At 58.7% G+C, this 19032-nt stretch carries 15 protein-coding genes; 4 read left to right on the forward strand and 11 right to left on the reverse strand.

The features are described 5' to 3' along the window. Positions 1-6: 6 nt before the first annotated feature. Both nagB and ACILSL_RS10535 read right to left on the reverse strand, forming a co-directional pair. Positions 7-1893 (reverse strand): glucosamine-6-phosphate deaminase, encoded by a 1887-nt coding sequence (gene nagB, locus ACILSL_RS10530; RefSeq protein ID WP_395731979.1) that lies wholly within the window; start codon positions 1891-1893, stop codon positions 7-9. A gap of 127 nt (positions 1894-2020) precedes the next feature. Further along, positions 2021-2911: a LysR family transcriptional regulator gene (locus ACILSL_RS10535; protein ID WP_395731980.1), complete on the reverse strand. Its 891-nt coding sequence runs from the start codon at positions 2909-2911 to the stop codon at positions 2021-2023. Between the two features lie 90 nt (positions 2912-3001). Here ACILSL_RS10535 and ACILSL_RS10540 point away from each other — a divergent pair, with 90 nt between their 5' ends. Together ACILSL_RS10540 and ACILSL_RS10545 are read left to right on the forward strand one after the other, a co-directional pair. Then, entirely contained in the window at positions 3002-3283 is a 282-nt protein-coding gene (locus tag ACILSL_RS10540) for an antibiotic biosynthesis monooxygenase (RefSeq protein WP_395731981.1), read from the forward strand. Positions 3284-3290: 7 nt separating this feature from the next. Beyond that, positions 3291-3713, forward strand: a complete 423-nt coding sequence (locus ACILSL_RS10545) for a carboxymuconolactone decarboxylase family protein (RefSeq protein ID WP_395731982.1) — start codon at positions 3291-3293, stop codon at positions 3711-3713. 22 nt (positions 3714-3735) lie between these two features. Here the strand turns inward: ACILSL_RS10545 and lipA are convergent, their stop codons facing one another. The 6 genes from lipA to ACILSL_RS10575 form a co-directional block, all read right to left on the reverse strand. Next, positions 3736-4650: a lipoyl synthase gene (lipA, locus tag ACILSL_RS10550; RefSeq protein ID WP_395731983.1), complete on the reverse strand. Its 915-nt coding sequence runs from the start codon at positions 4648-4650 to the stop codon at positions 3736-3738. A gap of 288 nt (positions 4651-4938) precedes the next feature. Further along, on the reverse strand, positions 4939-5289 hold the full coding sequence (locus tag ACILSL_RS10555; protein WP_395731984.1) for a VOC family protein: 351 nt from the start codon (positions 5287-5289) through the stop codon (positions 4939-4941). Between the two features lie 58 nt (positions 5290-5347). Then, positions 5348-8035 carry a hypothetical protein gene (locus ACILSL_RS10560; protein WP_395731985.1) on the reverse strand — a complete coding sequence of 896 codons (2688 nt, stop codon included), beginning with the start codon at positions 8033-8035 and terminating at the stop codon, positions 5348-5350. Positions 8036-8110: 75 nt separating this feature from the next. Further along, a complete protein-coding gene (locus ACILSL_RS10565; RefSeq protein WP_395731986.1) occupies positions 8111-8851 on the reverse strand; it encodes a hypothetical protein in 741 nt (246 codons plus the stop codon). Then, on the reverse strand, positions 8848-9501 hold the full coding sequence (locus tag ACILSL_RS10570) for a helix-turn-helix transcriptional regulator (RefSeq protein ID WP_395731987.1): 654 nt from the start codon (positions 9499-9501) through the stop codon (positions 8848-8850). Before ACILSL_RS10570 ends, ACILSL_RS10565 begins: the two co-directional genes overlap by 4 nt. 59 nt (positions 9502-9560) lie before the next feature. Continuing rightward, positions 9561-10283: a hypothetical protein gene (locus tag ACILSL_RS10575; protein ID WP_395731988.1), complete on the reverse strand. Its 723-nt coding sequence runs from the start codon at positions 10281-10283 to the stop codon at positions 9561-9563. 136 nt (positions 10284-10419) lie between these two features. On the opposite strand from ACILSL_RS10575, the gene ACILSL_RS10580 reads away from it, so the two are divergent. Then, positions 10420-13125 (forward strand): carboxypeptidase regulatory-like domain-containing protein, encoded by a 2706-nt coding sequence (locus ACILSL_RS10580; protein ID WP_395731989.1) that lies wholly within the window; start codon positions 10420-10422, stop codon positions 13123-13125. Positions 13126-13136: 11 nt separating this feature from the next. Here the strand turns inward: ACILSL_RS10580 and ACILSL_RS10585 are convergent, their stop codons facing one another. Continuing rightward, positions 13137-14669 carry a DUF4080 domain-containing protein gene (locus ACILSL_RS10585; protein WP_395731990.1) on the reverse strand — a complete coding sequence of 511 codons (1533 nt, stop codon included), beginning with the start codon at positions 14667-14669 and terminating at the stop codon, positions 13137-13139. A 434-nt stretch (positions 14670-15103) separates the two neighbouring features. On the opposite strand from ACILSL_RS10585, the gene ACILSL_RS10590 reads away from it, so the two are divergent. After that, the gene (locus ACILSL_RS10590) at positions 15104-16264 is read left to right on the forward strand and encodes a KamA family radical SAM protein (RefSeq protein WP_395731991.1); all 1161 of its coding nucleotides are present in this window, start codon (positions 15104-15106) and stop codon (positions 16262-16264) included. 125 nt (positions 16265-16389) lie between these two features. On the opposite strand, the gene ACILSL_RS10595 is transcribed toward ACILSL_RS10590, so the two are convergent. Next, positions 16390-17307, reverse strand: coding sequence for a glycosyltransferase family 2 protein (locus ACILSL_RS10595; RefSeq protein WP_395731992.1), 918 nt, complete (start codon positions 17305-17307; stop codon positions 16390-16392). A 93-nt stretch (positions 17308-17400) separates the two neighbouring features. Then, complete coding sequence (locus tag ACILSL_RS10600) at positions 17401-18750, reverse strand: exopolysaccharide biosynthesis polyprenyl glycosylphosphotransferase (RefSeq protein WP_395731995.1); 1350 nt, start codon at positions 18748-18750, stop codon at positions 17401-17403. Positions 18751-19032: the final 282 nt, after the last annotated feature.

Below are 19032 nucleotides of genomic sequence, written 5' to 3' on the forward strand. Positions count from 1 at the left end.
GCCGGATTAAACCCGGCGCCAGCGCTGGAAGGTCTCAATGGCCTCGTACTCGGCCAGGCCGAGTGCATCATAAAGCCGCGCATTTTCGCGATTGGTCTCCGGCGCTTCTTTTTCCAGGGAAGACAGAGCTCCGTAGCGTGAAAGGGCGTTGGCCTTGCGCTCGATCTGCAGGGGGCTCATCGGAATCGCCATGTCGATCTCATGCGGCTCCAGCGGACGCTCCTTGCCACGATACAGCCACACGCTGCAGGAACCAGCGAACTCCTCGCCGGCGCAAGACTGCAAGGCGGCCACCAGCAGGCGGAAGCAAATGCCTGCCACACTCGATGGATCGGCAGCATCACCCGTGATGTAGATTTGATGCGGTTTGTGCTCCTGAAGCAGACCTACCAGCGCCTTGTTGTCATCCTCCGTGCTCTTGAAGCGACGGTAACGGCCATGTTCATAAAAGGGGAGGTCCACAAAGGTGACCCGGTCGTTGGCCAGTCCCACCGTATGTGCCGCATCGCGCAATTCCCCGCGCAGAATCAGGCCCTTGAGCTGCCGCAGCAACGCTGGGTCCTCGCCGAATTCGCCCTTGGCTTCCAGCAGTCCCAGCGCTTCCTGCGCATAGGCCACCTGAGCGGCCCAGGTGGCTGGATTGGTTGCATTGGAGGCCAGTTCGAGAAGCGTTTCGGCAAATTTATCCGCCTCGCTGTCCGGCACGCGCAAACTGCCGGAAGTCAGCGCGATCAGACGCACGTCATGCCCCTGCTCCACCAAGCGATCAATGGTGCCACCCATGCCGGTGATGGCATCCTGGGGCTCCGGACTGAAAACAAGACAGCGTTTTGGATATGGCCTTGCACGCTCGGGGCGGTAGGTGTCGTCCTCATCGGGCTTGCCGCCCGGCCAGCCCGTGATCGTATGCTGCAGCTGGTTGAAAATTCGGATGTTCAGCTGATAAGCCGGCCCCTGCTCGGAAAGCAGATCAGAGAGGCCGTTCTCATTGTAGTGCTCATCGATCAGCTTCAGAATCGGGCGATTGATCTTGAAGGCCTGCCACACCATTGCGCGGCGGGTCTCACGCGGTGTCCAGGATGCCGGGCCGACGAGCCAGGGCAGCTTGATGCGGGTGAGTTCGCGTGAAGCACCGTGATCGATGAAGAACCGCGCATCCGGGTGATCCTGCAAGAAGGAGGCCGAGATCGCTTCCGTCATCGGCCCTTCGACGGCCTTGGCCACCATGACGGCTTTGTTTTCGCCCCAGGCCATCAGCACCAGCTTTTTGGCCCGCAGAATCGAGCCCACCCCCATGGTGATCGCGAAATGCGGGACGTTCTGCTCTCCGCGGAAGTCGCTCGCAGCGTCCTGGCGCGTCACGCGGTCCAGCGTGATGCGGCGTGTCATCGAGTCACGGCTGGAACCGGGTTCATTGAAGCCGATGTGGCCCGTTCGACCAATGCCGAGAATCTGCAGATCAATGCCGCCGGAAGCCTGGATCTTTTCCTCATACTGGCGGCAGTGGTTGAAGACCTGATCTCCCGGCACCGTGCCGCTCGGAAGGTTGATGTTCGCCTTCGGGATGTCAATGTGGTCAAACAGCTGCTCAGCCATGAACATCGAGTAGCTCTCGGGATGATTGGCGCTCAGACCGTAGTACTCGTCGAGGTTGAAGGTGATGACGTTTTTGAAACTAAGTCCTTCCTCTTTGTGAAGACGAATCAGTTCGCGATAAAACGGCACAGGTGTCGATCCCGTCGCCATGCCCAGAACCGCAGGCTGGCCAGCTTTGTTCTTTGTCTCGATCAACTGCTTCACTTCCTGCGCCAGTGTTTTGGCCGCCTTGGCGGAGTCTGGGAAAATGACAGTCGGAACTTTCTCGTAAGCTTCGGCGGGGGGACGAATGGACATGGTGGTGGGTTGGGGAATGTACGAAGAGAACGCGAAATACCGCGCACGCAACACGCTTTCACGTTACCGCCCCTTCATTAGGCGCAGACTAATGCATACGCATGGCATAGTAAAAGCCGTCTCAGCATCACCGCGCCCCCAGCATTCGGGCAAACTCCTGCAGTTCAGCTCCAGGATCACCGCGCCTGAACGCAAAGGCGTGCGTCAGCATCGCTTTCGATTCATGCATCTTTTTAAAGACCACGCCAACACCGAGCCAGCGCGACAAGGACTCCGGCAATACGCTGACCCCCTGGCCTGCGGCGACCATTGTAAGCACAGCCGCCACACGATCTGACTCCTGCACCACCTTCGGCTGAAACTTCGCCTGCCTGCAAAGCCCACTCACATGCTCTCTGAAACCCGGAGCAGCCTTCGCGGAAACCATCACCCAGCTTTCAGCCTTGAGTTGGGCGAGTTTCAGCGATGCATCTCTGGCCAGAACATGCTGCTCCGGCAAGACCACCTGCAGAGGCTCTCGCTTCCAGACCAAGGTCTTTATTTGTCGGGAAACCTTGGCGGGAGCCTCTCCAATGAAAGCCCCGTCGATCTCTCCAGCCTCCAAGGCCGCCAGTTGTTCTGCCGGGGCCATGTCAACCATGTGAACCTGGCAATCGGGACGTGCGGCACGAAACATTTGGAGCAGCCTCACCAGTCCATCATCCAGCAACGCACCCACAAAGGCGAGTCGCAGTCGTTGCGGTTCCCCGGCTCCCACCCGGCGGATGACCTCCGCCGCCCGGTCAAGTTGGATCAGCAACTGCTTCGCATCATCCAGATAGAGCCTGCCAGCAGGCGTCAATGAAACAGCTCGCGTGTGGCGCTCCAGCAGGCGGGCGGTCAGCTTGGACTCCAACCCCTGAATCTGCCGGGACAAGGCTGGCTGGGAAAGGTTGAGCTTCCCGGCAGCCTTGGAAAAGCTCAAGGCATCAGCAACGGCAACGAAGCACTCAAGCTCATGGATGGAGGGACGATTCATGCTTTCTGCACATCAATCTGATGCATTGATAGCATTTCCACAAGAATCAATGCCTCTTTAACTGTGCACTCACCTCAACCCACCACCCCAGTGCAGCACGTTCTCATCATCCACGAAGTCGCCGACTACACGGCATGGAAAAACATCTTCGACCGCGCCGCAGGCATTCGCAAAGCAGCAGGCGAGCGCTCCTATCAGGTCCTCAGCTACCACGACGATCCAAAAAAAATCGTGCACTTCTCGACATGGACATCCATTGCCGATGCAAAAAGCTTTTTTGAATCCCCCCAGCTTGTACAAATCAGAGCCGAAGCCGGTGTCAAAGCACCCGACTTCATCTACCTGGAGCAGTTGGAAACCGGCACCCTTTAATCAGCCCATGAGAATTGATTACTCCCAAATCGAGCCGGAACTGACTTCCCGCTTTCGACAACTGACGCGCGACCTGGCCCAAACCTCCATTGCACCCAACCTGCGGGCACTGATCGAGCTCCATGTCTCCCAGATCAACCACTGCGCCTGCTGCATCCAACTTCACCGGGCAGAAGCAAGACACCAGGGAGAAGAGCAGGCACGCCTCGAACAGCTTCCTGAGTGGCGGACTTCCTCGTTGTTCACTCCTCGTGAGCAGGCCGCCCTGGCTTGGGCCGAGGCACTGACACACAAGGCAACCGTCCATGACGATGCACAGGAATACGATCAACTGACCACCCTGTTCTCAGAGCAGGAGATCGTGGCTCTTGGCTTCGTGATCTCCCTCGCAAACTTTTGGAACCGCATGGCTGGCGGCTTCCGCAAATAAACCGCCAGCGTTCGAAACGAGCCTACTCCAAATCCAGCTCAGGCTTGAAATCCGACGCATGGTACGAGCTGCGCACCAGCGGCGCACTCGCCACGTGGCGGAAGCCCTTCTTCAAGGCGATCTGCTTGTAGTTCTCAAACGTGTCCGGGTGGACATACTCGATCACCGGCAGATGCTGGGGTGAAGGACGTAGATACTGGCCCAGAGTCAGAACGGTCACGTCATGCTCGCGCAGGTCGTCCATGGCTTGAAACAGTTCCGTCTCCGTCTCGCCCAGGCCAAGCATGAGCCCGCTCTTCGTGGCGCACTTGGAGCCGAGTTCTTCCGCCATCGCCTTCGCACGCTTAAGCACATGCAGGCTGCGGTGATACATGGCGCGGCTGCGCACCAGCGGCGTCAGGCGCTCCACGGTTTCAAGGTTGTGATTGAAGATGTGCGGCTTTGCCTTCATCACGACTTCCAGCGCATCATCCTTGCCGTTGAAATCGGGCACAAGAATCTCAATCGTGATCGTCGGCACGGCTTCACGCACGGCTTCGATGGTCCGCGCAAAGTGCTCTGCGCCGCCGTCTTTCATGTCATCCCGCGCCACGGCGGTGATGACGATGTGATTCAGGCCCATGCGCTTCGTCGCCTCGGCCACGCGCTGCGGCTCATCAGCTTCCAGCGCAAAAGGCTTGGCTGTCTTCACCGCGCAGAAGCCGCAGGCACGCGTGCAGCGGTCTCCGGCGATCATGAACGTCGCGGAGCCCTGGCTCCAGCATTCCCAGCGGTTCGGGCACTGCGCCTCTTCACAGACGGTGTGCAGCTTCAAATCCGTGATCAGCCCCTTCGTGCTCCAAAACTTCGGATCACGCGGCAGCGTCACACGGATCCATTCCGGTTTTTTGTCGCGATGCAGGGCGGGGTCGATCTTGGGGGTCATGGTCGGGGGCATGAATGGCCCATTTGGGGGCAATTGCAACGCGTTTGGACATCCATACGCCGCGCATCAAGGTCAGGATCATGCTGCCCGCTCATTTTCGCCCTTTGCCCCTCCTGAGTGCGCTGGTCTGCCCTGTTTCGCCGCCGAACCCTCCCAGCGCCCGGACGGCCATGTCTCCCCCCCGGTCTTTCGTCGATCAGGCCCAGATCATCAGCAATTACCAGACGGAGCTTTACGCGCATCAGTCCGGGTTGCGCATCGCGAAACAGTCGGCGCAGCTCTCCAGCTCACATAAGAAAATCAATGCGCCCTCTTCCGCGTCAGCATGATCTCATTCCCCTCGGTATCCACACACATCGCCAGATGCGGCGGCTCGCCATTCTCAGGCTGCGGTTCACGTGTAAGCTGACCACCTGCGGCCACAATCTCACGCGCACCCTCGATCACATCCGGCACCTGAAAGCTCAGCCCCGTCCAAGTGCGGCTGCCTTCACCACCGCCATGAATGCCGATGATGCCATCACAGATGGAGACTTCGCTGATGATGTCGTTTTGCTTGAGGATCGTGCCGCCAAAGACGGTGGCATAGAAATTCACCGCGCGGTTCATGTCCACCGCCCAGATCACGTATTTGAGTCGTTCTACTTTCATACGGCCCCAGTGCCACAGTCAGCCCCCTGAAGACAGCAAATCCTTCAATCAACAGAATTCAGTTTCCAAACAGCGGCCTTTGCCTCGGCGGGGCCGGATTCACCTTTGGCCTGGCCGGATTCCCACCAATGCGCTGTGCCTCCTGCAATTCCTTTTCCGTGGGCGGCTTGCGTTCGTCTTTGTTGCCACCTCCAAAGATGCGCGGATGCCACTTGGTGTCACCGACGGTGCCCGAACCTTTGTAGGCTAGCAACTGGGTCACCGGAAACAGCAGGATGCCAAGGCCCCTCATGCGCACCTCGGCGTTGAAATCAATGTCGTCGCGGATGAAGTCCACATTCCCGCGGCTGAAGATACGAAAGGCGCTGGACTCCGCCTCGATGTTTTCTGTGACGATGAAACCATCCGACACCTCAAACGTGCAGTCCGCTTTCTTGGCCACGTTGTAGCCCTTGATCGGCGAAGGGAGAAACGCCCCTATGATCGGCGTCAGCGGTCCGAGCACAGGCAGGGCAAGAAGGTTTCCATTGACGATGATCAGCGCCCCGCCGCCCTTCAGCGCCTTCCAGTCGTTCATGCGCCCCGTGAATTTGAAATGACCGCTGATGTCCCCCACACTTTCATTCCCCGGAGAGTACACCTGGGCAAACCGCTGGAAGCTCAGGACGCTCATGCGCAGTTCACCCTCATAGGTGTTTGGCTCGCGGTTGTCGTTCAGACTGCCTTTCAAGGTCATGTCACCTCCAAGCACGTCTGCCGCGATGTCGATTCGGGAGACTCCCTCTCGGTTGTGCACCTCCGCCCGCACCTCCTCAAACGGCAGCTTGCGGCCAAACACAGCATACGGAAAGCGCCCCGCCCGCACCTCCACGTCATAGCTCCTCACTCCGGGCGTGAGGTTCACTGCGCCTTTGACATTCAGGGTGTCCCCAAAAAGTCGTCCGTTGAAATCAAAGTTCAACATGCTGCCAACAATGTGCACATCTCCATTCGGCGCATTGATCGGATAATCCTCGTTCCACAGCACGTAGTGCGCGCCGCCCACCGGATTTTTGAAATCCACCTTGTAGTTGTTGAACTGGGGATTGTTCTTGTAGCCGATGGTGCCGTTGGCGGTCACGTCCGTGCCTGGGGAGAAGCGGTAGAGAGCGATCTGGTCCGCCACCTTCGGCGCAAACGCACGCACAATGCCCGCCGCGTCCGCGACCGTATGCACATTGACGAGCCGCAGCCACTTCTCCTTGTCATCATCGTTGACAAATACCAGCTCCGCCTCAGCCGGCCCATCCGGGCGCTGCACCCGCACATTGGCATAATTTTGGATGTCTCCGAGAAATGCCAGATCCATTTCGGCGGAATCAAACGCCACATTCTTGTAGCTGAAATGGCGCAGCACACCGTGGCCGGAGCTGGGACATTCGCGCATGTTGGTCGACGGCCCCGCACAGGACAGATGCACATCAATCTGCGATGTCTCATCGAAGGCAAACCGCTGGATGATTTCACGCGTCTTCGGCAGCAGCACGAAAGGAAGAAAAACAGTGGGGTCCATTCGCAGCTCCAGATTGTATCGAAAGCCCAGGCTGCGGTGCCTCATCACATCCAGCGCCAGTGTGCCGGTCTTGTGCTTCAGCAAAGCATCACGCACAAAGATGCCCTCAGGGTTCGCTCCAAGCGTCAGGCTGAGTGAATTGAAAACCTCACCGCGGCTGCCAAACCGCCCGCAATCCAGACGGCCAGTCACCTCCGCCGGCAGAAAATCCTCGGGCTTTTGCTTGTTCAAAAAAATCTTCCCTTCCAGCGCCAGCTGCGGTGCTTCATAAAACACCACCTCGCGCAGTTGCTCACTGCTGAAGAACGCCTGCGCAAGGCCCGGCAGGTCGGCGCTCGACGTCAGCCGGAAACGCAGGTGATCAGCACCGATGCGCCACGTGGCGGTGGCCTCCAGCATGCCCAGATGATCCACCAGATGCAGCCTCTTCAAATCCACAAACCCGCCGTCATACTCCGCCTCCGCCACGAGTTCCTTCCAGACATAATCTTCAAACTCCAGGCCATCCGCCTGAAACAGCAGCTCTGCCTTCAACTCCTGCGGGCGGTCCAGCGCACCGGAGACCTTCACATTCAGCGTGGGCACATGCGGCGCACGAAACCGCGCCAGCCAGTCCAGCCCATGTTGAATCTGCACACGGTGCTCGCGTATCGCGCTCAGCCGCTCCTGCGCACTGGGTCCCGTCTGGTCTGACTTCGATTCCGGCAGCTCCAGCACACCGCTGATCAAGATGCGCAGCCCGTCGGAAAGCAACCCCTCCGCATGCCGGATGTCCAGCTGCCGTTCTTCCAGCAAAGCCCTCGCGCTGAGATCCTTCAGCTCGATCATCGTCAGTTCAGGCCGTTCCGGGTCCACCGGCAGCGCCATGCTTGCATGCGACAACTCCAGCCCATCAATCTTCACCCTGCCTTCAATCAGGCTGCCAAAATCAACATCCAGATTCAACCGGTCCACTGAAGCCACGATATGCTGCTTGCTCGCGTCGTTGAACACCTTCACCCCGCGCGCCACCAGCCCGCCAAACGGATTCACCGTCAAGCGTTCGAAATTCAGGTGCACGCCATGCTGCGCCAGTTCTCCCGTCACAAATCCATGCCAGCTCTCGTGGAAGGCCTTTGTATTCAAATACACGCCGCCCGCCAGCACAAAACTGGTGACCAGAAAAAGCAGAAGCCGGCGCAAGAAACGAAGCATGAACCCGGCATGTTACCCAAGCCCCCAGAACTCACAAGCTCGGGATAAACAACCATCCATTCACCGCCCAGCGTTTCACCGATACTGCTCTGGCCGGCCGATCGGAAACAGCCCAAAAGGCGCGATCTGGCTGGCACGCAGTTTTTCCGGCCCGATGCTCGGTGCGTCGGAGGCGAGAAACACCGCCAGTTGAATAACCCCCACACGCCCCTGCGGGCTGGTGTCAAACAAGGCCGCATCACCACTTACCGCCTTAAACAACAGCGGCCCCCGCGGCGTGTGATCCATCACCAGAGTGCCGCTCTTTTCCACGCGCAGATTGCCACGCCCGAGAGATGCCACACCTCCAGTTTCAGCGTCCTTGCCATCAATCCCCACGCCGATCTGCAGCGGCATCGGCGTACGATTTTTTAACACGATGCGGTAAGCCTGCTGCGGCAGTCCAGCCACAAACAAAATGCCACCGCAGAGATAAGATTCAATCCACTGTCCCGACGCCACGTCCTGTACCGCAAGGTCCACCGTGCCGTCCCCCATGCGCGCAAATCCGCGCTGCGCATCCGGCACATCGCCCTGACGTTCCATCATCCGGGCAATCTGCTCCGGCGCGGAATACACAATGCGGGCGACCATGTGGGGCGTCTTCGTCGTTTGCTCCTGGTAAGCAGGAAAGCCATGATGAAAAAGGTTCGGGTCCTGCTGCCAGGCAGGCCGCAGCGGAGCGATGCTGCTGCCGCACGATGCCAGCAGGCATGTGCCTGCTGCTGCCACTGCCTTGATCCATGCCATTGTCCTGCCTGCGTTACCTGAAGTCATTCTGAATGCGCTGTTGTCTTGATGTGGAAAGTAACACGCACCAGACCCGACACTTCTTCCACCGAACGACGCACCTCGCAGCCCATGAGGCGCTCGATCAGCTCACACTCCAGCTCGTCCACGATGCCGTAGCGCGCCGCCAGTTCCCGCAGCGGCCGGTGGTGTTCTACCAGGAGTAGCCGCCCCTGCGCATCCGTCTCCATGACACACATGCATCCATCCGCGCTGCGCAGCTTGGCCAGCAGCCGGGCACGCTCTTCCAGAGTCGTGGCTTTGGCCAGCTTGGAGCCCCACGCCTCCCCCTTGGACTGAAAGTAGGTGTACAGCAGCTTTGGCGGGGCGCTTTCGCCATAGACCCGCTCCGCCGTTGCCAGCAGATCCAGCGTCAGCGGCGACCCGCAGTTCAGGAAAAGCGCATCCGCTTTGGCCGTGAGCCGATACAGCTTCTCAGGCCGCCCTGCCGCCTTGGGCCGGCGCCAGGTGTCGAGAAACCCCGCCTTTTCCAGTTCCACGCAGTGCTGCTTCACCCCCATGTAGCTCATCTTCATCGCCGTACACAGCTCCGTCACCGTCATGCCCGTGGAATGCTTCAGACGCTGGACAATGTCCAGCACGGGCGAGTGCAGCATTTCTCGGAGCAGGGTTAGCATGGCGTCTTGTCCCTTAAACTAGCGTCGCTGCACGCCGGACGCAATGCTGCGTCCATCCCTCAACTGATCAGCAGCAGACGCGGCGGCTGTCCGGGCAGAGTCGCCGGGGCACGGTGAATGCACGGCGGCACCGGACTTTCAGGATACAGGGTGGCAATGCGCCAGAGATGGCCCAGGCCAAAAGAAAACGGCAGGGCATGCGGCAGCGGCTTGTAATGCAGATCCAGGTAACTTTCGTTCAGGAACTCAATAAACCCCGCCCCCTCTTCTCCATCATAAAGCTCCAATAGCTCCGCACGCAGTTCAGGCACATCCACCCGCCGAATCGCCTCCTCATTCCGTAGCCCTTCGGAGGCAGCTCCAAAATACGTGCACAAATAAGTGTCCGCCTCCACGGTCGCGCTGTCCACATGCCAGGACTGCACATCCGTCCGCAGCAGGTCGGACTCGATCTCATTTTCGTAGCCGTTGATGCAGTCGAGACTTGGCAGCAGATCATGGGCGCGCAGCAGTTCCTGATCTTGCAGCAAAATCTCGCGCGCCACCCGTCCCGCATCACTCAATTCCAGCGCCAGAAGACGCTCCGCATCGATGCTCGTGATCCCCTTCCCCACCTCCAGTTTCTCCACAATCTCGCCAAAATCCCCCGGCAGCATGCGCGGCCAGCACAGGGCATTGATGCCATCACGCATCGGCGTCATGACCAGTTCCTCAAAACTGCCCACCACTTTCAGGCGTGGGTAGTCGTGGAGTTGAGTAAAGAGCTGGGTGCCCGTGATCATCAATAGAGTGTCTGAATTCCATAGTATCAATTCCGCCGTCTGACCATTGTTTGTTCATCATTCTGGTCCGCTGCCCCCATATTTCACTTATCACAAGCATTGCATTTGACTCTTGTGCTTGATGTAATGATGCAACATGAATAAAATAACTTACTATGGGATCCTGATGCTATGCCTGACCCTCACGGCATTGTTTGCCGTTGATGAGTCTGCAAAACCCGTTCCGATCGATTGCGAGGTGATCCGTGCGGATGGCAAACCTGCGGCAGACGTGGAAGTCTATGTTTCATGCACCAACCCACGCGCCATTGAGAATCCAATTCTGGCCTCAGGCCACACGGACGCCCATGGCAGGTTTCACGGCCAGTGCGAACGCCTCGGTGATAGAAAAGTTTTAGGCGCACAGGTGCTCGCCGTGGCACCGGACAAGCAAGTTGGAACGGCGCTTGTTAACTTGATCACCTCCAACGGCCTGCCCCACGCGATTAAAATCACTCTCGGTCCCTCGGCGAATGCGAAAGTCAGGGTTCTGCAGCCTGACGGACAGCCCGCAGCAAACCTTGAAGTCTGGGTCGCCGACTTTTCCGGCAAGCCCGTGCGTGGAGAACGGTTCCCGAGATTTGGCAGCATCTCCAAGCTTCCTGGCGATCTGTGGAAAGCGACGACCGATCAGGACGGGCGCTGTGTCATAACACACCTGCCGCTTGATACCGCAGTCTATCTCAATCATGCAGACAACCGCTTTGCGCAGCCTTACGACAAGCACAAGCTCTATGCAGCAGCCTTGCCAAAGAATGATGGAGCAGAGCACAAGGTCACACTCACAAAACCCGGCTCCATAAGCGGACGCATCGTTGATGGCAACAATGCGCCAGCAGGCGGCGTCTTGGTTTCCATCCTTGAAACCACCCCTTACAAAACAGCCTATGGCGATGATGTCAGAACCAAGGATGACGGCAGTTTCGTCCTGACCCAGATCCCGCCTTCCAGCTACAAGATCAGGCTCCGTCTCATCCCACCGCTCAGCGATGAGTGGATCGGCTCTGAGTCGCATACCTCTGTGCGAGAAGGAGAAACGACCCATGTCGGCGACATCTACCTTCAGCGCGTCGCCATTGTGACAGGAGAAGTCCTCGATGAAGACACGGGAAAAAAGGTGGAGGAGCCGCTTACTTTCCATCTGCCCGCAGGCAGCCACACCGTCAACTACCGCATGCAACGCGTCCCACCCAAGGAGTACCATGTCAGCGGATCACACCTCAAAATCCCGGTGACCGTGAAAAGTGGCGAACGCAAGACGGTTCAATTCAAGCTGCAGCCGGTGAAACCCTCCGACATGGTCACCGGTCATGTGTTGAGTCCTGAGGGAACTCCAGCAGCAAACGTGTCGGTCATGCTCACCACCGAAGACTCCTGGTCGCGACCCGAGCCGGTCAAGACCTCGAAAGAGGGTTCCTTCACGATCCTCGTCCCCGCTGAAGCCAAAGGCGTCGCCGCCATCGCCTGGGATGGTGCCAGATCCATGTCAGAAATCACGCCCGCAAAACGCGGCCAGTCGGCAACCCTCCAGCTCAAGCGCGACGGTTTTGCCCGTGTCGAAGGGCGCGTGACGGATCAAAGCGGCTTTCCCATCCAAGGTGCGCGCGTACAATGGTTGGATTGGAGTTTGCGCGTAAGCTTGATGGACAATTTCGACGACATCCCAGACCTCGTTCCGGAGACAGTCGACACCGATGCGGACGGCCGCTATGAGATTCCTCGTCTATGGACAACCCTGAAGCCATTCATTATCTGCAGCGCAGACGGGTACAATCGTGAAGAGTTGCGTGACGTGAAACTGCTCCCGAACCAGACAAAGCAGCTTTCGTTCACGCTGACCGAGCCAGGGCACATGGTCAAAGGCACCATCGTGGACAGCTCCGGGCGTCCTGTTGAAGGTGCGAACGTCCGTTACTCCGGCGACAAGCAGCCCGGAGTGCACAACAACACAAAGACCGACTCCCACGGCGCTTTTCAAATCGGCCCCCTGGTTGCCGGCAGCGTATATGTCAGCGCGTTTCAGGAAACGGCAGACTTCAGTCGTGAGACCGACCAGTTCATCGAAGTCCCTTTAAACTACCTGCATCTGGTCATGCCTGATGCCGACGGCACAGTAAATGGCACCTTAGTGGATCATGCCGGCAAGCCCGTGGCCGATGCCGAGATCACAGCAGACCTGCTCCGCCGCAGGACCCACACCGATGCTCAGGGCCGTTTCGAACTCACCGGCTTGGTCAAAGGCTGGTTTCACCTCACGGCCACAGCACGCAACGCGCAAGCGCAGGAACTTGAGTGTGGCAGACGCGTCAAGACCGGCACCACTACGCTGCAACTGCGACTTCCAGAGCATCCACCCGCCCCCTTTTCCTTGCCCGAGCAGCCGCTGAATTTGATCGGTCAAACGGCGCCGCCACTGCAAGTCGAAACCTGGATCAACTCGACACCTCTCGCGGCAAAAGCAGGTGGCAAAGTCCGGATCATCGATTTCTGGGGCCTCCAGTGCGGCCCCTGTCTGGCCAACCTGCCGAAAGTCGCCGCGTTCTGGAAGGAGCATCAGAAGAACGACTTGGAAATCATCGCCCACTGCGGCTACCCGGCCGAGGAAGTTACCGAGTTTCTCTCCAAACACCCCGACTACACTTTTCCTATTTCCATTGAAGGAGACGCCCCATCCTCCTGGCGCGACTATGACATCCGCGGCATTCCAACGTATGTGGTGATCGACCGCACGGGCAAGATCATCTCCTATGGTCACGACTGGCAGCCGGCAGCCCTCGCGGCCCTGGCTGCATTGAAGAAGTAATCACGACTCTCCTACCCTGCCACCACATGCCGCGCCTGCCGGCTTCCCGCCGTGCTGCGCTTCGGCGCTTCACGCTCCGCAGTCTGCGTCCCGCTCAGGCGCAATCCCTCACGCCCCGGCACTCGGTTCCAGTCCTGCATCATGGTGGCTGCTGCGGTGTCACGTGGCACTTCGCACTCATCCGCAAGGTGATCAAACAACGCCTGCGCCAGCACCGGCAGCGCGATCTGATGCGTGCGCTTTAGCTTCTTGTACAAGCTCTCGGCAAAGGCCATGAACGCACGAAACGGCGACTCATCCTGCTGCCACAGCAGCGCCAGCGTGGCGGTGAAGTTCCCGCTGTTCGCCACCAGATCCCAGTAGCGGGCAAAGCGCCGCATGCGCTGCATTTCCACAAACGGAATGTCCCGGTTCTCCAGCATCTCGTAGGGCGGCACAGGCGAGTACTTCATCTCAAACTCCGCATCATGCCGCACGATCGGCGTGCCACGCAGCCGTTTCAAAATACCCACCTGAATCTCCTGCGGCCCCATCTTCACCAGCCGGTCAAAACCACGCCCAAAGCTCGCCACATCCTCTCCCGGCAGTCCCACGATAAGGTCCGCATGCACATGGATGCCGGTCTGTTCGCGCAGAAAGCGCAGATTGTCCTCCAGCCGCGTCAGATTCTGCCGCCGGCTGATGTTCTTCGAGGTCGCCTCATCAAAGGTTTGAATGCCCACCTCAAACTGCACCGCACCCGCAGGAAACTCACGAATGATGTCGCGCAGTTGTTCCGGCAGGCGGTCCGGCACCATCTCAAAGTGCAGGAACATCCCATCGCGCCAGCGGTCCAGGAAAAAGCGCAGGATCGCCATGCTCGTCGGCAGGTGCAGATTGAAGGTACGATCCACAAACTTGAACGTCAGTGCTCCCCGATCCAGCAGCCCCTGCATCGCCTGCAAAAAGGCCTCAAGCGCAAAAGCTCGCACCGGCACATCTAGGGAGGACAGGCAGAACTCACAGGTGAAAGGACACCCGCGCGATGCCTCCACATACAGAATGCGATTCGCCAGATCCGACTCCGTGTAGAGATCATAGGGCAGAGCGACCTTCTCCAGCGTCGGCAGCCCGCCTGTCATCACCTTTGGCAGCGCCGCCTGCGCCGCCGCATCTTCCCCCAGCAGCACTCCGCAGACCTCGGCAAATTTCAGATCCGCCTCGCCCGTGATCACATAGTCCGCCAGCGCCACGATGGGTTGTCCGTCCCATTCATACGACACCTCCGGTCCGCCCAGCACGATGCGGATCTCCGGCCGCAGACGCCGCAGCATCCCCAGCACCTCCGTCGTCTCCACCACATTCCAGATGTACACCCCGAAGCCCACGATGCGCGGCTCATGCGCCAGCACCGCCTCCACGATTTCCAGCGGCGCCTGATTGATCTGAAATTCCGCGATGCACGCCCGCTCCCGCAAAGGACCCAGATTCGCCAGCAGGTAGCGCAGCCCGAAAGAGCTGTGGATGTATTTGGCATTGAGCGTGGCTAGGACGATTTCGGGCATTGCGCCAAGTGTGGCCGAGTAGTCGCTAAGCGGCAAACACCTTTGCGACAGCCTTGGGCCTTCCAGCAGCCGCCCTCCTGCATTGGCACGCACGCTGCTTTGCACCAGATGTCTCCTTGAATTTCAAGAATGCGGAGACACGGAAACGAGTCCTCCATGAAACTGCATCCCAGTCACCTCTTCCTGCTCACAGCACTGATCCTGTGTATCTACATTGTGGTTTCGCACCTCGACTAGGCCCATCAGCGCAGGATCACCAGCCTTGAGGCGAAAGCCTGCCCTTCCTCGATGGCGGTGACAAAGCCTCATCATGAACAACTTGCCGCCGCAGGCTCGGAGCCCCCCTTCAAGGAATGCACCCAAACTCCCGCAGGGGACGTTTGACATTTCAACCTACCCGCGCCTAACCTCCGCGCCCACCGATCCCGCAGTACATGCACGACACCCCACCGCTGCCTGAGAAGGAGTTCCGCTCCTACGCTCAAGGTTATTGGTCCTCCAAGAACATCTCCCCCTCCGACTGGAACAGCGCCTCCTGGCAGCTCAAGAATCGGATCACGACCCTCAAACAACTTGAGGAACACCTGACACTGACGGCCGAAGAACGCTCAGGCGTGCTGCTTTCCGGCAACAAGCTGGCGATGGCCATCACGCCGCATTATTTCAATCTCATTGACGCCGAAGACCCTGGCTGCCCCATCCGCCGGCAGGTGATCCCACGCATCGAGGAAACCTTGGAAGATCCCGATGAAATGAGCGACCCCTGCGGCGAAGACAGCCACATGCCCGTGCCTGGGCTGGTTCATCGCTACCCGGACCGCGTGCTGTTTCTGGTGACCGACCGCTGCGCCAGCTACTGCCGCTACTGCACTCGCAGCCGCGTCGTTTCCGGCGTGGGCGAACAGGAGCTGCACACCGAATTTGAAGCCGCGTTCCGCTACCTGGAGCGCCACACCGAAGTGCGTGACGTGCTGCTTTCAGGCGGTGATCCCCTGCTCTTCTCAGACGCCAAGCTCGATGCCCTGCTCACACGCCTGCGCTCCATCAAGCACATCGAATTCATCCGCATCGGCAGCCGCGTGCCCATCTTCGTCCCGCAGCGCATCACGCCCGAACTTTGCAAGATGCTGCAAAAGCACCATCCGCTCTGGCTCAGCATCCACACCAATCACCCCCGCGAACTCACCACCGAAGTGCGCGACGGCCTCGCCATGCTCGCCAATCACGGCGTCCCGCTGGGCAATCAAAGCGTGCTGCTGCGCGGTGTAAACGACAACGCCGAAGTGATGAAAAGCCTCGTGCACAAGCTGCTCATGTGCCGCGTCCGCCCTTACTACCTGTATCAGTGTGACTTGATCCAGGGCAGCTCCCACCTGCGCACCAGCGTGGCTGATGGCATCGACATCATCGAGCAACTCCGCGGCCACACCACCGGCTATGCCATCCCGCAGTTCGTCATCGACGCCCCCGGCGGCGGCGGCAAAGTCCCGCTCAACCCCGACTACGTCCTCGTCCGCGACGAACAACGCGTCGTCATCCGCAACTACGAAGGCAAAACGTTTGAGTATCCCGAGCCCGCACTGGTGCGGCGCTAGTCCTAGCCACTCTCCAGAAAGTGCTCGATCAGCCAAACGCGGCAGTCCTCCGGCAGAGTGTTGAGCACTTCATCGACGCCAGGTCCAAGGTCGGCCCATGCGCCTTCACCCGGGACTGAACCGCCTCACTTCTGCGGAAACCGCGCGCGGTCGCGCCTCCAGAGAAACGCACCCGCAGGCACCGCCGCCAGCCACAGCAGCCGCCCGCCCAAAGATTTCAAGGCACGAAACTGGGCAGCAACGCCAGCACCACTCAGAAACGCAAAGCGGCTGTACTGCACCGCCGCCCGCAGCAGCCGCAGCGGCGCAGTGAAAAACCAGCCGCTCTCCAGATCGAGCACCATCTTGAACATGAGCCGGTGACCTTCGGCATTGGTGCGCGGATTGGAAGGGCCATGAACCAGCGAAGGCGCATCCGTCCAATAGATGCGCAGTTCCTCATTGATGTGACGAGTCACGTAGTGCTTTGACACCTGGCACCAGATGTAGGACTCCGGGATGAAGTTGCCAGGCACGTCCTCAGGATAAGGAAACTGGCGCAGCACATCCAAACGAATAAAGCCCCACTTTTCCCCACGCACCTTGTGACGGTACTCAAGCTCCGCAGCCGAGCAGTCCAGCGGGTCCGATGGAAAGCGTGAGCCGACGAGCAGGCCGTTTTGATCACGACAAAGGCCGGTGACTCCCGAAAAGGATTCACGCTTGGCTGCGGGAATATTTTCCCAATGATGCTTCAGGCGTTCAAGTGCCTCCGGCACGCAGCCGTCGTCAGAATCGAGCTTGATGCTGAGCAGCCCCCGCGCTTCCCGCAGCGCGAGATTGTGCACATGATGTGCGCCACGGTGCGGCTCCCGCAGATAACGAATGGGAAAACCGGCTTCGCCCTGGTACCGGGCCATCAACGCAGGAGTATCGTCGGTGGAGCCATCATCAATCACCAGCCACTCGAAATCGCGGCAGGTCTGTGCCTGCAAACTGTCAAACACACGGTGAAGTGTGTGCGCGCGATTGAAGGTGGGCGTAAAGACCGTGAAAAGCGGCATGGGTTGATGACTGAGCTAGACCCTAAAGATTTGAGACGGATCAACAAGCCAAAACCGTATACCGCGCACTTTCACGCAATTGTCGGTCAATCATCAGTAAGCGTTGTCCCGTTTGAAAAAGGTCAGCAGCATGATCTGGAAATCCAGCCAGAGGCTCCAGTTTTCAAGGTACCAAAGGTCGCACTGAATGCGCTCACCGAGATCCGTGTCGCCCCGGAGGCCGTTCACCTGAGCCCAGCCGGTCATGCCGGGTTTGGAATGGTGGCGCGCATTGTAATGCGGAATTTGATGCTTGAATCCGGCAATGAGTTCAGGGCGCTCCGGACGCGGGCCCACGAGGCTCATCTCCCCCTTCAGCACATTCCAGAATTGCGGCAGTTCGTCGATGTTCCACTTGCGCATGAAGGCCCCCACCTTGAGACGGCGCGGATCGTCTTTGACGCACCATTGAGCGCCCTTGGCGGACTCCGCATTGATCTTCATGGAACGTATCTTGATGATGCTGAAGGGGACGCCATTGAAACCCCAGCGGCGCTGGCGGTAAAACACCGCCCCCCGTGACTCCAGCCAGACTGCGGCGCTAAAGAAGGCAATGATCGGGGCGCTCAGCACCAGTCCAATCGTGGCGCCAACGATATCGACTATGCGCTTGATCATGACATTGAGCGTGTCATCCAAAGGCAGACGAGTGACTCCCAGCACTGGAGTGCCCGCGATGGTTTCGAGGGTGAGACCGGACACGAACACTCTGAAATACGAGGGGATGACCTTGAACTGGATCATTTCACGTTCGCACAGATTGGCGAGGGCGATCATCTGCTCACGCGGACCATGCAGATCCGCGACGACAACCATGTCCACCGCGTGAGTGCTGACCAGGTGTTCCAATTCGTCCAGATCCCCCAGACATGGCACCACTTCGTCCTCAGGGCTGCCATCCTCGACACTGCCCGTCCTGACCCAGCCCATGATGTCAAAGGAGCCGGTCTGGTCCCGCTTCATGGTCTTCCACAAGGCAACGGCTTCCGCATTCCATCCCACAAACAGGGTGCGCTGCTGCAAAGCTTCGATGCGGCCCGGAGCACGCAGGAAGGAGATGAAAAGCGTGCGCCAGCCCAGAAGAAGCAGCAGCGCGGTGGCTCCATTCAGCATCACATAGACACGTGAGATGCTGGGCTCCAGCTTCAACGCGAGGGTGATGGCAAGAAATCCGGCCGTCCAGACGAGCACCCCCTTGGCAATCTTGGAAGATGCCCAGCGTGTCCGCAGCAGTACATTCTTGTGGTAAATCTCCTGCCAGCCCAGCACCAAAATGAGCGACAGACTCCCTAACGCCATATGTCCGCCATATTGACGAAACGACATGCTGTCGAAATTTCCGATCTCACGGATGAAGGTGTGGAATCGAAGCCAGAAAGCCAGATAAGCCGCCAAGATGGCCATCACGAGATCACCCAATACACTGACGAGCACCCAAAAGTGAGGGGACCGCTGCTCATTTTCCCGCCATGCACGCCGTTCTTCGAGCGCTTGGAACATAGCACCCGTGCCTAGCATTTTGGAATTAGTGTTGGTTGCTCCCATGGCTTCAAGGTCTAATCAATGCCCTAAATTATACTCAATATATATTAAGTGGCAACCGAATAATATGGAAATTATCTCATGTTTGGAAAACCATCTCGTTTTGCGTATCATTCTTGATAAAAATACTTCCTCCGGTCCTCA

Origin of the sequence: Prosthecobacter sp. (genome assembly GCF_044222345.1) — a bacterium.
In the GTDB taxonomy this organism is placed as follows: Bacteria; Verrucomicrobiota; Verrucomicrobiia; order Verrucomicrobiales; family Verrucomicrobiaceae; genus Prosthecobacter.